The sequence below is a fragment of the Pseudovibrio sp. Ad5 genome (genome assembly GCF_001623095.1).
Classification (GTDB): Bacteria; Pseudomonadota; Alphaproteobacteria; order Rhizobiales; family Stappiaceae; genus Pseudovibrio.
On record NZ_LMCH01000017.1, the window covers coordinates 1 to 15,150 of the forward strand.

Below are 15,150 nucleotides of genomic sequence, written 5' to 3' on the forward strand. Positions count from 1 at the left end.
AAACTCTTTTGACCAACTGTAATAAAGTCCCTGCGAGATACCTTCTTGACGACACAGTTCAGCAATGCTGTCCTCACCACGTAGTCCTGCGAGTACGATGCGGATCTTGTCTTCAGTGGAATAGCGCAGGTCCTGCGCTCCGGCTGGTATAGCCCAGTGCATATGAAAAGCCGCCGTTCGCATGCAATGCGTACGCTCCTGAGCAGTCGCAAGGCATGCTTGCGTACCAGAAAGCTGGCAGTTGTCATGCACCGCATGTGGGTCAATGACACATCATTCTGTCGTGATGGCTTGGAGGTTGTTGCATGATATAGCCTGACCTAAGTATCACGGCAGGATCGTCCTCTCTGGACGAGGTTTGTAGATGAAGCCGAAAATGTCTGCTGCGCCATGAAAGCGCGTCCAATAGCGGGGCTCTCTACAACCATTCCGGCACATGCATGCAGCCGCTCACAATGAAGAGCGATCCAGACTGCGAAGAGAAGCGTGACCCGGAGATGGATATGATCCGAATGAAAAGGAAAAAGAGCTTGACCTCAACGCCCGATTAGAGAAGCGGTCATTCGCGTGTTTTCATCATGGGTTGAACTTATTCAACCAGTTGCGATTGGTCTCATACGATAGGATAATACCGCGCTCCAGCTCACTCTCTCTGCTTCGCTCCTGGCGTTCTAGCAGACGTTTCTTGGGGTTTTGCCCCGGATCGTCTTTTCGATCTGATGTAGCTCACCAATCTGGCGCAGGTCTTTTGGAGCTACAGGCGGTGTTTTGTTGCGTGCGACTTCATAGAGTTTGCGCCTTGCGTGGCTCCAGAGCAATAAGCGAGCATCACCGGGTTCTTTTGTCGTTTCAGCAGCCGACATCTTTACATGCGGAGCACCAATCCACTGACTGTTAGAGATCGATCAGGATGCGGGCTATGCGCCCGTTACCATTTGTTGGCGATCCGCCAACATTAAGATAAGCTGAGACAACAGGCTGGTTGCAAATATCCCGAAGAACAGGGGGGCTACCGTCATATTGAAAGTGCCAGCAATGACTGACCCAATCACCATGGCAATGCATCCGGACAGAAAACTGATGGCCGAGTTGGCCAACCCGGCAATATGTCCAAGCGGTTGCAGGGCGATTGCGTTCATATTGCCTATCGTAAATCCGAAGCAAAAGAAAACGATCGAGATTAAGACAAGAAATCCGTATAAAGATAATGGGGCAATGTCGTTGATGACATATGCCAAACCGCTAACCAGGATCACGCCAAACAGGGCGGCCCGACAGATCAATTCCGGGCTATAGCTTTCAACCAGACGGGCGTTGGCTAAACTGGCAATACCGATAAAGCCTGCACCTACCCCAAAGTAGAGCGCGAACAGATCACCTGTTTCAAAGATATCGCGGTAGATCTGCTCGGCTGACATGACATAGGCCATAAAAGTCCCCATCATCAGCCCGCTGGCGATTGTATAGGCGCGTGTTTTCCGGTTCAACAGGGTCGCGACAAGTCCGTCGCGGACCGAGACAAGACTGCCCGCGCTGCGCCGCTCAACTGGAAGAGTTTCCGGCTGGCGCGTCCAAACCCAAAACCCCGAGGCGCATGTCAGCACCAGCATGAACCAGAAGATCGACTGCCATCCCGCCAGCATCAGAATCCCCTGTCCAAGCATTGGAGCGATGCAAGGTACAATGATGAACACCGCCATCGTCAGGGACATGATGCGAGCCATAGCGGCTCCATCATATCGGTCACGAATAACGGACATAGGTACGATCCTGAGCGCCGCGGCCCCCGCGCCTTGAAAGAACCGGCCTACAAACATCACGGCGAGGCTATCTGCCAGAATGCAAACCAGGCTGCTCAACACGAAAACCGCCATACCGATGAATAAGAGTGGCCTACGTCCAAAGCGATCTGACAATGGTCCGTAGGCGAGTTGCCCGATGGTCAATCCCAAAAACAGAATGCCGACGATCTGCTGCAATGCATTGCCATCGGCGATCCCGAAACTCTCGCCGATGTCAGGCAGCGCGGGCAGCACAGCGTCAATCGACAATGCTCCTAGCGATGTAGTCAGCGCGACGAGTGCAACAAATTCAACTTCACTCTGTTTGTTCGTTGCGGACATATCCGAGCATCCTCATTGCATGACCTCCAATCGGCCGATGTTGCGAGGAGTATCTTTTTCGTTCATAATATAAACAAGACGCATTTTATTGAGGTCACATATGAAAAAATCTGATCTAATGAAGGTCGATGTCAAGCTGCTGACGATTTTCTGCGCAGTTGCGAAAGAGGGTTCGATCTCGCGTGCAGCTGCACGGATGGACGTCAGCCAACCCTTAGTCAGTCATGCTTTGGATCGGCTGCGTTTGGTGTTTGGAGATCCTTTGTTCGTGCGAGCTGGACGTGGCATTGCACCAACCGAGCGTGCCCTTGTCCTCGCACCTGAGGTTTCGGAAATACTAGATCGACTTGAGGCACTCGTTTCGCCAGAACCGCTGGAATTGGAGAAAATGACGACCCGATTTTGCCTTGAAGCGCAAGACTACGAGCGTCAGTTGATTTCTCCCAGACTGCTGGACAGATTTTTAATCGAAGCGCCGCAAGCCAAACTTCGCTTGATCCCGTCTGGCCGGAATTACGTGGATCGGCTGCGTATGCGAGAGAGCGATGTTGTCGTCACACCTCTCCCGCCGTCAGATCAGCTTGATATCTACAGCACTACGCTGTTTGAGGATTGCTCAAAGTGCTTCTTTGATCCCAAGGTCGTTTCGGAAGATGAAGTGCGTGAGAATTTCGGTACACTGCCTCACGCGACAGTCCGTTTCTCTCTGTCTGGAACGCCCTTCGAAGAACGCATCTTTGAACAACATGGTATAGAGCGTCAGTTGAGGGTCGAAGTTCCTAGTTTCGAAGCCCTTCCCCCATTGATGCGTGGGTCACAGCTCATAGCGATCTTACCGTCGCGCATGGCGCATGGGCTGTTCAGGGAATTCGCGCACATTGAGCCGCCTTGCCCGTTTCCAACTGTTCAATTCAAAATGATCTGGCACAAGGCCACGCACCATTCCCCAGCGCAAAGATGGTTTCGTGGTGCAGTTCGGCAGGCGGTAGAGCAGATTGTGTAAACGGTAGGTTCCAATCTCCTACCGATCTGGTCATTTTTAACTATTGCTTGGAAAAACGCCGAACTCGACGAGAATTATCGCCATATATCAATTTTTGACATATATCACCTCAATGAAATGCGCCTTGTTGATGTAATTGCTGATGAGTACTTTCCGGGTAGCCAGCGAAAGTAGCTAGAAATCTGAGAAAGCGTTTCAAATGGATATGAAAACCTACCGGAATGACAGTGTTGCAGTCTCCAGACTTGGCTTGGGATGCATGCGCATGTCGATGATGCCGAACCAGCAGCGTTCCGAAAGCATTGCCACCATTCACGCCGCGCTGGAGGCAGGCATCAACCTCCTGAACACAGGGGATTTTTACGGCCAGGATGGTCATAATGAATTTCTTATCGGTGACGCACTGAAAAGCGTTGACCGGGACAAGGTATTCATTTCCCTGAAGTATGGAACTTTTCAGAATGCTTTTACGGGCAGCAACAAGGTCGATGTTGGCCCAAAGAATGTGAAAACTTACATCACCTCCTCTCTGAAACGCTTGGGTCTGGATTATGTGGACCTGTATCAACCCGCTCGTGTGGATATCGGTATCCCTGTTGAAGATACCATCGGTGCGATCGCTGACCTGGTCGAAGCCGGATATGTGCGCAATATCGGCCTGTCGGAAACCGATGCAGAGACCATTCGCAAAGCGCATGCCACCCACCCGCTGAGCTTGGTGGAGTTCGCTTACTCCGTAACCGATACCTCCATCGAAAAAAGCATCCTGCCCACGGCACGTGAATTGGGTATCGGTATTGTGGCCTTTGGCGCCATGGGTTTTGGTAAATTACCCGATGCAGAAGGCGATCCTTTGATAGTTACGCTACGCCATATGGCCGCCGACAAAGGCATTTCGATTGCCCAACTGTTGCACGGCTGGCTGTTGGCCAAGGGCGAAGACATTATCCCACTGGCTGGCTCTCGCACCACAGCCCAACTAGAGGATACGCTGCAAAGCTGGGATCTAAGTCTAAGCGACGAAGATCTAAACAGAATTGAAGCCGCTCGAAGTGCAAGTGAGCTGGTTGGCCGTTCAATGCCAAACATGGTCATCAAGAATGGTGTTCTTCTGGAGCAAGACTAGCCGGACACCGCGCGTTCCTACGAAACTCTCAGAATTATGTCTGCCAATTGGAGGAATTGATCCATGCGTCTAATCGTCAACGGCTCTGAATTTGATGTACCAGACTCATGGCAAGATGAAACGCTGCTTATGGTGCTGCGTGAACAGTTGGGTTTTGTTGGTCCAAAACTTGGCTGCGGCCAAGGGGAGTGTGGTGCATGCACAGTTCACATCAACGGTGAGGCTGCCCGCAGCTGTTCCATTTATGCGATTGATGTCCAGTCTGACAGCATTGCCACAATTGAAGGTCTTGCCAGCGCCGATGGTGTTTTACATCCTGTTCAACAGGCTTGGTTGGACGAGCGCGTCGCCCAATGTGGTTACTGTCAGGCAGGGCAGATCATGCAAGCCGCGGCATTGCTGAATGAAGAACCGGACCCTGACGACCAAACAATCATAGATCGTATGAGCAACAATCTTTGTCGTTGCGGAACTTATAAAAGGATCAACCTCGCAATCAAGAACGCTTCCCAAGTGATGCAAACAAGAAAGGGAGGCTAGAAATGAAACCAACTACACAAAAAAAGCGGCGCTTCACACGACGTGGTTTCTTGAAAGCTGCTGGTTGGACAGCAGCGGGTCTAACCGTCACCTATTTCGTGGGCAGAGAGTTCGCGCCAGTAATGGCGTCGATGCGCGCACCAGACTTTGAGGAGGGCACAGCGTGGATCAAAGTTGACCTGGATGGCACTGTAAGAATGCTAAGCCCCGTGCACGAAATGGGACAAGGGTCATCCCTCGGCCTAGCCCAGATCGTAGCTGAAGAGCTAAATGTTGATGTTGAGGATATCCAAGTCTCGCTTCCCTCAACAAACGACGTAACGAGACTTCAGGTCACCGTAGGAAGCTCGGGAACCAGTAACAACGCCCGTCCTCTGGCTGAAGCTGCTGCTGGTCTTCGTGAAGAGCTGAGACAACGTGCGGCCAAGCAAGTCGGCCTTGATGCCCATGCTCTTGGCGATGCTAAAGGCGGTTTTACTACCCCGGAAGATCAAATCGTGACCTTCGCTGATATTGTCACAGGAACAAACGAAGTGATCGATCTTGGGGACCTCCCGGATGCGACCTCTTACACGTTTGATCCAGGCAGGGAGAAGGTGCAGGTTGGCAAAACTGCTTTGCAGGTTCAAGGGCGCGATATTGTAACCGGCAAAGAGGTGTATGCACTCGACGTTCGTTTGCCGAACATGACATATGGGCGCGGCGTTCCAGCCCCCATGGCAGGTGCCCAGATCGTTGATGTTGATGATGGTGGCGTCAGCAGTATGCCCGGTGTCATCAAGGTCGTGGTCGATAAAGAGCGTAATTTTGCCGGCATTGTCGCGGAAACGCCAAGCGTTCTTGACGCTGCACTCGAGCAGATGACTGTACAGTGGGACAGCCCATCAAGTTATACTCAAGAAGATATCGACGCGATGATTGATGTTGATATCGCTCTTTCGGCTGGGGAACTTGAGAGCATCCTCGAAAACGATGATATCGCTCAGGATCAGGTTTGGACAGTTGACCGACGTCAGGATTTGCCAATTGTCGAACATGCGACGATTGAACGGCGTTCTGCGGTTATTCAATTTAGTGAGCGGGACGGGCGAGAAGTGGTCGAGATCTGGGCGGGCACACAGGACATGTTCGTCAATCAAAAGAAGGCAGCAGCGGAACTTGGGTGGTCAACAGACCGCGTAACGGTTCACCTCATGCGTGTGGGGGGCGGCTTTGGTGGGCGCGCAACATATGATGTTGTCCGCGATGCCGTGCTCCTTGGACGAGAGGTTGATCGACCGGTCAAGGTGGTGTGGTCGCTGCGTGACGAGTTCCTCGCAGACCGTACGCGTCCGCCATCGTCTCATCGGGTTCGGATCAAAGCAGACGACGATGGGAAAATCATCGAATGGTGGCACGCTTTCGTCAGCGGACACGTCATGTTCAACGATTTTTTGTTACCTGAAGGGGGCTTGTCGCTCGTTCGGAAACTGTTTCACGACATAGGCGCCACTATAGGTTCAAATCCATTCTATACCGTTGATCGCCGCCGCATCGAATTCACTGACGTCAAACTTCCTTTCCATGTTGGCCAGTGGCGCTCACTTGGCGCGACGCCCAATTCGCTTGCAGTCGAGGCGGCGATTGAGGAACTCGCGCGAACACTCAAACTGGATCCAATTTTGCTACGGATACAAAATCTTGGCCCGGAACAAGACCGTCTCAAGACGTGTTTGACAAAGCTGAAAACCATGTGCGCCGCTCGCCCGCTTCCTGAAGACGCAGAGGTTGGTCGCGGTTACGCCGCTGCAATCTTTGCCGAGGAAACCCATGTTGCAATGGCTTTTGACGTATCTTATGAGAAAGAGAGCGAACAAGTCCGCATCGATCGTTGTTACTGTGTGCTTGATCCCGGATTTGTTTTTAGCCCTGATCAAGTCAAGGCGCAGATCGAAGGGTGTACCATGATGGCCATCGGGCAAGTCTTGGTCGAAGGGGCGCCTATCGATGATGGTTCGATTTCTGCTTATGGTTTCTTCGACTATCCGATTGCGACGATTGACCACGCGCCAGAATTTGAAATTGAACTCATCAGTGACCCTTCTGTGGCGCCATCTGGTGTAGGTGAAGCCGCGTTGATTGCTGCACTTCCCGCTCTCGTAAATGCCATCCGCGCAGCAACAGGATATCGCGCGAGTAAACTGCCAATAGATGAGGATGATCTTGTTGCCACAATAAACACGAAGGGTTGATCAGAGTGAATAATAGAGTGAAGCTAGGCCCAGGACCCGTTGATTTATAATATCTTGCCTGACTTACTTCGTGAGCGTTCGGTGAAGTCGACCTGACGCGATAGGATTTGATCTTCTATTCTTCCTCCAGTTTTGTCAGCAGGCGCTGGAAGGAAGTTTGCCCGTCACTCAGGTTGCCAGGCGCCATGGCACAAGAAAAACACGGCTATATTATTGGCTGAATGATCACCGTTACAATCCCATGCTTGAAGGGAGATCAATGCATACAACAGAAACAGGGTTTGTTTCTAGCAGTGTCGACGAGGAGAGCCTTTCGTGTTCATGCTGCGAGGAAGTTGTTCAGGCACCGCTGCCCTCCGGGCCAATCGAGCGCGGGTGCCCGGGATCAGGGCTGCTGGCTCAAATTGCTGATCATAAAATCAATCGCTTCAACGATCTCATGCCATGGTGTTACGCTGCTAAATCAGCGTAACTGAAGCCTTAATTGATAAAAAGGCTGGGGTCATCGGACGCACACAGTCATGACAGCTTCCGTGATGTTGATAAGCACCACTTGCTTACCGTTGCTTGAGCGTTGTCGTGTAACAAGGCCGCGCTTTCTAAACGACCAATGACCTTGATCGCGCCTCCTTCGGTGAGCAGCAAGGCGTGTGAAACTTCACTCATCGTCACAGGTGCTCCAGACTGGCAAACACGCCCAAGCATTTCTTTTCTGAAAGTGTCAGTTTACATTCTTCCATAACAGCAGCCTGCAACATTTGCCGAAGGCGTTCTGCTTTAAGCGGTAACAGATAGGCCATCCTTATGTTTAGACGCTCTTTCTCGGGTGGTAGATCTAGTTTTGCCTTCGCAATCCCTATCTTTGAATAGATTACTTGACAAGAAAAGTATTCCAGACAAGTATATCCAAACTTATGCGGTAATAAGTTAGACAACCTGTAGCAGCCGTATGACCATGTAAAAAAGGATACGCGGATGTCCGTACCTCTGCTGCTCACCCTTTCGTTGTTCTGTGAAGTTTTGCAGGTGCATCCAATGGCAGCAACGTTGCAGGATCAAATGGAATATTTTCTAGAGAACTTGCCATCATGAATCGCGCACGCTCACAGCGCTAAATAGGCCGGACCAGATGTCGCCTATGTTTGGATCTTTTGAACGGGGAACTTATGGATGCGGCCCATTGAATTTACAGCAGTAATTTTCGTATTGGTAGGTGTTTTCATGACAGCTTGTGCGGCTACTCAAAAAGATCACAAGCAAGGGTCTTTGAATTTCAAAGATGGAGCATTTAGGAATAACAGTCTGGTCGAAACTCACTCCTTCTGGGAAGTAGCCTGGGCAGGGCTGACCTCTGACACGGAAAGAGCTAAATGGCCGAAATGGGTGGAAACGATCACAGATCCGTCCCCGCAGGACAGAGTCAATAGCAAGGACGCACGCGTCACCTTCATCAACCATTCAACTTTTCTTATCCAGATAAATGGGTTCAATATTCTCACTGACCCAGTGTTTTCAGAACGAACCAGCCCGATTTCCTTTGCTGGCCCAAAGAGGGTTCATAAACCGGGCATAGCTCTGGAGGATCTACCAGAAATCGACGTAATTATCGTAAGTCATGATCACTATGATCATCTGGACTTGAAATCCATAAATCAGTTGATTAAGCGCGACAACCCCAAAATATATACCGGACTTGGGGTGGGAAGTCGCTTGGCATCCTCTGACAACATCAATGAACTAGATTGGCTGGATAGCGCGCAAGTGTCAGATGATTTTAAGCTTTGGTTTCTTGAAGTGCAGCATTTCTCAGGTCGTACATTGACTGATAGAAACTCCACTCTCTGGGGCGGGTTTCTTATGCAGATTGGTGGCAAGAATATCTACTTTGGCGGTGATAGTGGTTACGCCAATCACTACAAGAGAACATATGAACAATTTGGACCTGTTGACTTGGCCTTTCTGCCAATAGGTGCCTATGCACCTCGGCATTTATTCAAGCCAGTGCATCTTGATCCATTTGAGGCTGTTAAAGCACATATGGATTTAAGAGCAAAACAGTCAATCGGCATGCATTATGGAACCTTCCAACTGAGTGCAGAAGCGCGCGTTGAGCCGGTTGAACTTCTGGAACAAGCCAAGCGTGAGGCTCAACTGTCCCCTTCTAGCTTTATCACGCTCAATGTAGGCCAGCCGCTGGACATGATCGGTGTTGGCTCCTCTGATTAGTACCAGTCATCCTCGCTGACAAAGCACGTAGAAATATAGAGAAACATGATCAACTACGTTAGGTCGCCTTCACCGAGCACCTACGCTTTACCGTTGATGGGAGCGATTTTACAACCTCTATCAATCGCATCATAGCTATCAAGGAAGACCGCCTTATGGGGCCCTCCGATTAGTGCTTAAATTGTTAGATAGGCTGTTATGGAATCTCATCGAAATCGTAGGAGCCAGCTTTTGGCGTTTCAGACAGGAGAAACACAATGATAAGATTCCAGCTCAACGGAAATTCAGTTACTACTGGCGTGAATGAGGATGCCCCTCTTCTTTACGTTTTACGAAATGATTTTTCTCTGAACGGCCCTAAATTTGGCTGTGGTGCCAGCGCATGTGGTGCATGTACTGTGCTTGTTAATGGTCAGGCCGTTCGGTCCTGTATCACACCGGTCTCGCTTGTCGCCGACTCCGAGGTGGTGTCGCTCGAAGATCAGACACCCGACAGCGTTCTTTCAGTGCTTCAACAAGCGTTCCTGGTTGAGCAGGCTGCACAATGTGGCTACTGCAGTAATGGGATGATCCTGACGGCTACTGAACTGCTATCGAGCAATCCTGCCGCAAGTGATGCAGAAATCCGTGAGAGCATGGATGGTATTTTGTGTCGCTGCGGCGCACAGGCGCGTGTGCTAAAAGCAATCAAGCGTGCTCAAGTGCAGATTTGAGGAGAGCTAATCATGATTAAGCCTGACACAGCATCACTTTCTCGACGTTCCATTCTACACGGCATTGGGGGGCTCACCGCCTATTTCGCATTGCCGGTTTCCATCCGTACTGCTCAGGGAGAAATGCGACGCCCAAATGAATCGACAGTTGATGCCTGGATTCGTATAGATCCCAAAGGCAGCGTTTACGTGTCCTCTGGCAAGGCTGAACTTGGCCAGGGAATTCAGACTGCATTTGGGCAAATCGTTGCAGAGGAACTGGATGTCGACCTTGCGCGCATAAAGGTGATCAATCCAGACACTGACCGGTCACCAGATGAATCGTATACGGCAGGCAGCGCATCGATACAGTCGAGTGGTATGACATTACGCCACGCAAGTGCCGAAATACGCCGTCATCTTGTCAAGATGGCAGCGGGCAGGCTCCACGCCGATTTGGTGGACATCTGTGTCGAAGATGGAGAGGTGATCGCTCCGGACGGCGGTCACATAACCTATTGGGCTTTGGTCGGTGGTTTGGAAATAAATATCCCGATCTCTGGCAATGCTCAACCAAAGCGTCCAGCAGACCATAAGTTTGTGGGTACGCCCCAGCAACGGGCTGATCTACCGGCCAAACTATACGGTGAAGCCTCTTACATCGTCGATATTCGCCTAGAGGGCATGGTTCATGGCCGCATCGTACGCCCCCCAGCACCGAAGTTCACACTCGTGGATGTATCCATCGACACCGTCAGTGCAATGGACGGTGTGATCTCAGTTGTACGGGATGGTAGTTTTCTTGGCGTGATTGCGGAACGTGAAGAACAAGCTGTGGCTGCAGCTGAAGTATTGGCCGAAGGTGCAAGCTGGGACATCCCGCCCATTGAACCACCGCTGGAGGAGTTGCCTGAACGGATTAAAACGCTGCCGTCATTCGACAGTGTTTTTCTGGAGGTTGGCGATGTTAACTCTGCCGGTGGCGAGCGTTTCGAAGCATCTTACTATCGTCCTTTTCATGCCCATGGTTCGATCGGACCATCTTGTGCGATTGCTCAGCTTGATGGCGATATCCTAACGGTGTGGTCGCATACGCAAGGTGTCTACCCAGCCCGGCGTGACATGGCAAACGTACTAGGGATGGCTGAGAGTAACCTGCGTTTCATTCATGCCCATGGAGCCGGATGTTATGGCCATAATGGTGCAGATGATGTAGCGATGGATGCAGCGCTCTTAGCCCGCGCAACCGATTTACCAGTACGTGTGATGTGGTCGCGTCAAGATGAGCTGGCTCATTCACCATTTGGCACGGCAATGCGTATTGAAATTGCTGCCGAACTTGATTCCAACAACAGGTTGCGCTCCTATGAGCACACGCTCTGGTCAGGTGCTCATATTGCGCGTCCAGGTTTGCAATCCCAAATGAGCAGCGGTAATCGTAGTGGCCTCATGCCCGCTTGGTCTACTAACAGCGATCTGCAACCCTATGCATTTCAAAGCGCAGCGTCTATGTTCGGGGCGGATCGTAACAGTGATCCGATCTATGATATCGCGAACAAGAGGCTGACAAAGCACCTTCTGCCCGAGATGCCTTTACGTGTCTCAGCGATGCGCAGTCTGGGAGCTTATTCCAATCACTACGCTATGGAAAGCTTTATGGACGAAGTTGCCTTTAATGCTGATGTGGACCCGATTGAGTTCCGGTTGCAGCACCTCAGCAATCCGCGCTATCGGGCGATTGTCGAAAAAGTTGCAGAAGAAGCCAATTGGTCTGGTCGTTCGAACAAAAAGGGCACTGGACGTGGTTTCGCATTTGGACGCTATCGGAATACATCGGGCATTTTCGCAATTGTCGTCGACGTACACGTAGATTTAGAGAATGGCGAGGTAGCCATATCGAAGGTCGTTGGAGCCATAGATGTCGGTCAGGTAATCAATCCGGACGGCGTGCTTAATCAGATCGAAGGCGGAATCATCCAATCCCTGAGCTGGACCTTGATGGAAGAGGTGACTTACGATCACACCGGCGTCACCAGCACCGAATGGTGGGATTACCCAATCATGAGTGTCGCGCAGTCCCCGGTCATTGAGCTTCATTTGATTGACCGCCCAGACTTGCCCTCTGTTGGAGCAGGTGAGGCTTCACAGGGGCCTACTGCTGCAGCACTTGCCAATGCCATCTTTGACGCAACTGGCGCTCGCGTTCGTGATTTGCCACTGCGGCCTGAAAAGATCCTGAAGCAAATGACTTAACTGAGTTCTTTTGACGGAGTTAAGCCAATAGGTTTTAGAGATTGTCGAACTGTGGCTCGAAGTAAAATGCAACGCGCATTTAATTTTGGGTATTTTCACATACCCAGACCAACCTATGCCTTCATTAGTTGAATAGCGGAGAGCTTTGGCCAGAACACGTCCAAACTGTAATCCGTACTGATGAGGAAAACTCGACAGATCGCAACGTTTATTGGTGAAACTTGAAGGGCACGTGTGATGCACATCCATTTGAGCATTGCATAACAGATGCCCGAAATAAAGTTTCGCCTATAGGAGACACCTGATGAGAACACTTGCAGTGATGCCTTGGACACTAGCCTTTATTTTACTTTTGCCAATAACGGTGCACGCTCAGGATTGGCGTGATGAGGCAGGTTATCTTTATTTAGCTGATCGTCTTGATCGACCGCAGGACGGTTATTGTATTGACGTGGCCGGGTCGGGCAACTGGGTAGACTTTACCATGCCGTTAAATGCGCATAATTGCAAACGGCCGGGCTTCTATGCAGACGAGGCCGTTACCTTTTCCTCTCCTGGTGCCATTCGTTTTCCTGCTTATCGGGGGTGCGTGACAGCGGTTGGTTTGAATGGGAGAACATTGCCTGGTGCCCCGCTGATGATCAAACATTGTGCTGATGAAGTTGATATCGCGCAATATCCTTTTGTGCGGGCATCTTTACAAGATTTCACACATCGTACAGATGGGCGTATTGAATTAACTGGCACGGGGCTTTGCTTCGAGGTTGGCGCAGATTCTGACAGCACCTTTTCAGAAGATCATCGCTGGCGTACCCTAAATCTGAATACCTGCGAAGATATTCCCGAAAGTCGATCAGTCTGGTTAGAATTTGAGCGAGAAACAGAATAATATCTATGTCGCAGCCAATACTTCGAAGGGTACTGTCGCAAACATCGCTGGAATGCCCTTTTGGCTCAGTTGGCCCTTCCTGATCTTGTAGTCAGCAATTTGGCGCTATCAACTTAATCCGAAGTTTGCCGCAATAGTTTTCTCCAGACGCATTTTAAGCTTCAAGCTCAGCAGCTTGTTTCCATTGTGAAAAAGCGTTGATACGGTAGAGGTGAGTGTCGATTGCAGATCGTTGGTGGTGAGGTGGAACGAAGAGATTGCGCAGGCCGGAGAATGTTTCCAGAAATCTTTGAAGCTGGCCTGGCGACTTGAACTTTTGCATGGCTCGTTTTCGCGAGGGCAAACGCAAGTTCTCGGAGCGGTTGTTTAAGTCCTTATGGCTGAGGTGCTCAACAGCTGGCATCACTTTGTGTTTTGCCGCACCATAAGAGCCGAGTTTGTTGGTAACAATTCGTTTTGGAGCAAATCCCTACCTTGGTAACAGACATGTCATTAAACGTTTAGCAGCCTTGGTATTACGTCGTTTTTGAAGGATCTCATCCAGTATGTAACCATCTAGAGCAAGGGCCCGCCACAGATAGCATCGCTGGCCCTTGAACTTGATCACAACATCATTAAGATATCTGAGCTTTGTGCTCTTTTGCGTCGCAACCGATGACTGTAAGCTGGGCCAAACTTGATGCCCCACTGGCAGATGGTTTCATATGATAAGGTTATGTCGTGCTCCGACAACATTTCTGCGACTGAGCAGCCCCATTGGAGTGATCCGAGTTGAAAGTGAGTGCATTGTTGGCCTTTGATCCATCTGAATGGTGGCTTCCGGGACTGGCGGGTGATAGCTCAGAGCACTGTGGGGTCGTTTGGTGTTGTAGTGTTTTCTCCAGCATTCGATGATGATTTGAGATTCAAGGAGGGAATAGAAGATTTCACCGTTCAGTAGCTCGTCGCGCATACGCCCGTTGAAGCTCTCGCATTACCCGTTTTCCCAAAGTGTGCGTCCGGTGACCCCGGCCTTTTTATTGATTAGGACTTCAGTTATGCTTATTTAGCAGCGTAACACCATGGTATGAGATCGTTAATGCAATTGATTTTATCATCAGCAATATAGGCCAGCACCCATGTGAGCCAGGCTTGCAGGTCGACATCATTGAGTTTCAATGAGGTTGAGGCGATGGCAGCAGCTTTTCCTCCGCCCTCTAATCCCATGAAGAGATAAATTTTCCTTCTCAGAGCCAAAGGCTTCAATGCGCGCTCAGCAGAATTATTGTCCAGTTCCAGCTGGCCATTATCAAGCTAGGGCCATGAGCAAAGTAGCCTTTTGTGATCCGTTGGGCACGACAGGCACTATACTCATGTGACCGCAAAGATCCATCAACGCCTCCTAACCAAGACATTAAAAACAATTATTTTGACAGCAGCAACCCTTGAGGGAAACATCCGAATGTCCAGTGTTCGCCCTCATCTCTGGCAACAGGCTCTCGCTTACCTCAGTTCTCGCGGTGCTGCGAACGGTAGCAAAGTTCGCATCTTACTAGTTCAAAATCACCAAAGCGGGTGAATGCGATTCAATGTTCCCTTGTTGTTCTTCGTAACGCCCAAAATACACGCTGGGTCCAGTTGGGACTATCTGGTCGATGAAGCTCAAGAAGTTGGCAGCACCTATAATGCAGTTTGTACGCCAGATTTCTTCGGTTTCAACGACAAGGGTGAGCTGCAATACTGTGGCAGCTTGGATGATGCTGGCTTCACCGACCCAACCAACCGCACACCAGAACTTCTCAATGCCATGCGTCAGGTTGCCAAAACCGGCTGCGGACTGAAGCATCAGATCCCGAGCATGGGTTGTTCAATAAAGTGGAAGTAGATCTGTTTGCGCGAAGGCTAGTCAAATTGAAGGCAATGATAAAGCAGGACGCAGTAGCCGCTAGCAGAGGACCATAATGTATGGACCGCCTGCATTTCGCAAGAGAGTTTTTACTTGGAACCTTGAAGTCGCTACTATGTATCCGACCTGTTTATCGGCACGCGGGCCGTGGCCTTGATGGTAATACGCACGTACCTACAGTC

12 protein-coding genes and 4 pseudogenes are annotated in these 15,150 nt (G+C 50.4%); 9 read left to right on the plus strand and 7 right to left on the minus strand.

Annotated elements, in window-relative coordinates; all coding sequences use genetic code 11:
* The 3 genes and pseudogenes from PsAD5_RS11315 to PsAD5_RS11325 form a co-directional block, all read right to left on the minus strand.
* Positions 1-123 (minus strand): annotated as a pseudogene (locus tag PsAD5_RS11315) (transposase); the annotation flags it as partial.
* Between the two features lie 548 nt (positions 124-671).
* Entirely contained in the window at positions 672-863 is a 192-nt protein-coding gene (locus tag PsAD5_RS11320; protein WP_063292182.1) for an IS66 family transposase, read from the minus strand.
* Positions 864-917: 54 nt separating this feature from the next.
* Positions 918-2,123, minus strand: a complete 1,206-nt coding sequence (locus tag PsAD5_RS11325; protein WP_063292183.1) for a multidrug effflux MFS transporter — start codon at positions 2,121-2,123, stop codon at positions 918-920.
* Positions 2,124-2,223: 100 nt separating this feature from the next.
* Here PsAD5_RS11325 and PsAD5_RS11330 point away from each other — a divergent pair, with 100 nt between their 5' ends.
* The 8 genes from PsAD5_RS11330 to PsAD5_RS11370 all read left to right on the plus strand — a co-directional run bounded on the left by PsAD5_RS11330 (position 2,224) and on the right by PsAD5_RS11370 (position 13,083).
* Entirely contained in the window at positions 2,224-3,126 is a 903-nt protein-coding gene (locus PsAD5_RS11330; RefSeq protein ID WP_063287395.1) for a LysR family transcriptional regulator, read from the plus strand.
* 199 nt (positions 3,127-3,325) lie between these two features.
* On the plus strand, positions 3,326-4,252 hold the full coding sequence (locus PsAD5_RS11335; RefSeq protein ID WP_206599723.1) for an aldo/keto reductase: 927 nt from the start codon (positions 3,326-3,328) through the stop codon (positions 4,250-4,252).
* A gap of 63 nt (positions 4,253-4,315) precedes the next feature.
* Positions 4,316-4,792 carry a (2Fe-2S)-binding protein gene (locus PsAD5_RS11340; protein WP_063292184.1) on the plus strand — a complete coding sequence of 159 codons (477 nt, stop codon included), beginning with the start codon at positions 4,316-4,318 and terminating at the stop codon, positions 4,790-4,792.
* Between the two features lie 2 nt (positions 4,793-4,794).
* On the plus strand, positions 4,795-7,023 hold the full coding sequence (locus PsAD5_RS11345) for a xanthine dehydrogenase family protein molybdopterin-binding subunit (protein ID WP_063292185.1): 2,229 nt from the start codon (positions 4,795-4,797) through the stop codon (positions 7,021-7,023).
* Positions 7,024-8,193: 1,170 nt separating this feature from the next.
* Positions 8,194-9,249 (plus strand): MBL fold metallo-hydrolase, encoded by a 1,056-nt coding sequence (locus tag PsAD5_RS11355; protein ID WP_063287392.1) that lies wholly within the window; start codon positions 8,194-8,196, stop codon positions 9,247-9,249.
* Positions 9,250-9,506: 257 nt separating this feature from the next.
* Complete coding sequence (locus tag PsAD5_RS11360) at positions 9,507-9,962, plus strand: (2Fe-2S)-binding protein (RefSeq protein ID WP_063292187.1); 456 nt, start codon at positions 9,507-9,509, stop codon at positions 9,960-9,962.
* A gap of 12 nt (positions 9,963-9,974) precedes the next feature.
* Complete coding sequence (locus PsAD5_RS11365) at positions 9,975-12,194, plus strand: xanthine dehydrogenase family protein molybdopterin-binding subunit (RefSeq protein ID WP_063292188.1); 2,220 nt, start codon at positions 9,975-9,977, stop codon at positions 12,192-12,194.
* A 304-nt stretch (positions 12,195-12,498) separates the two neighbouring features.
* Positions 12,499-13,083, plus strand: a complete 585-nt coding sequence (locus PsAD5_RS11370; protein ID WP_153039700.1) for an RICIN domain-containing protein — start codon at positions 12,499-12,501, stop codon at positions 13,081-13,083.
* A 154-nt stretch (positions 13,084-13,237) separates the two neighbouring features.
* Here the strand turns inward: PsAD5_RS11370 and PsAD5_RS28750 are convergent.
* The 4 genes and pseudogenes from PsAD5_RS28750 to PsAD5_RS28755 form a co-directional block, all read right to left on the minus strand.
* Positions 13,238-13,771: pseudogene (locus tag PsAD5_RS28750) on the minus strand (IS6 family transposase).
* Positions 13,772-13,783: 12 nt separating this feature from the next.
* A pseudogene (locus PsAD5_RS28475) lies at positions 13,784-14,071 on the minus strand (integrase core domain-containing protein); the annotation flags it as partial.
* Positions 14,072-14,124: 53 nt separating this feature from the next.
* A complete protein-coding gene (locus tag PsAD5_RS11380; RefSeq protein ID WP_342585851.1) occupies positions 14,125-14,289 on the minus strand; it encodes a transposase domain-containing protein in 165 nt (54 codons plus the stop codon).
* Positions 14,278-14,364: pseudogene (locus tag PsAD5_RS28755) on the minus strand (IS66 family transposase); the annotation flags it as partial. The pseudogene PsAD5_RS28755 and the gene PsAD5_RS11380, both read right to left, overlap by 12 nt.
* 277 nt (positions 14,365-14,641) lie before the next feature.
* On the opposite strand from PsAD5_RS28755, the gene PsAD5_RS27585 reads away from it, so the two are divergent.
* The gene (locus tag PsAD5_RS27585) at positions 14,642-14,947 is read left to right on the plus strand and encodes a hypothetical protein (RefSeq protein WP_208981706.1); all 306 of its coding nucleotides are present in this window, start codon (positions 14,642-14,644) and stop codon (positions 14,945-14,947) included.
* The last annotated feature ends 203 nt before the right edge of the window (positions 14,948-15,150 follow it).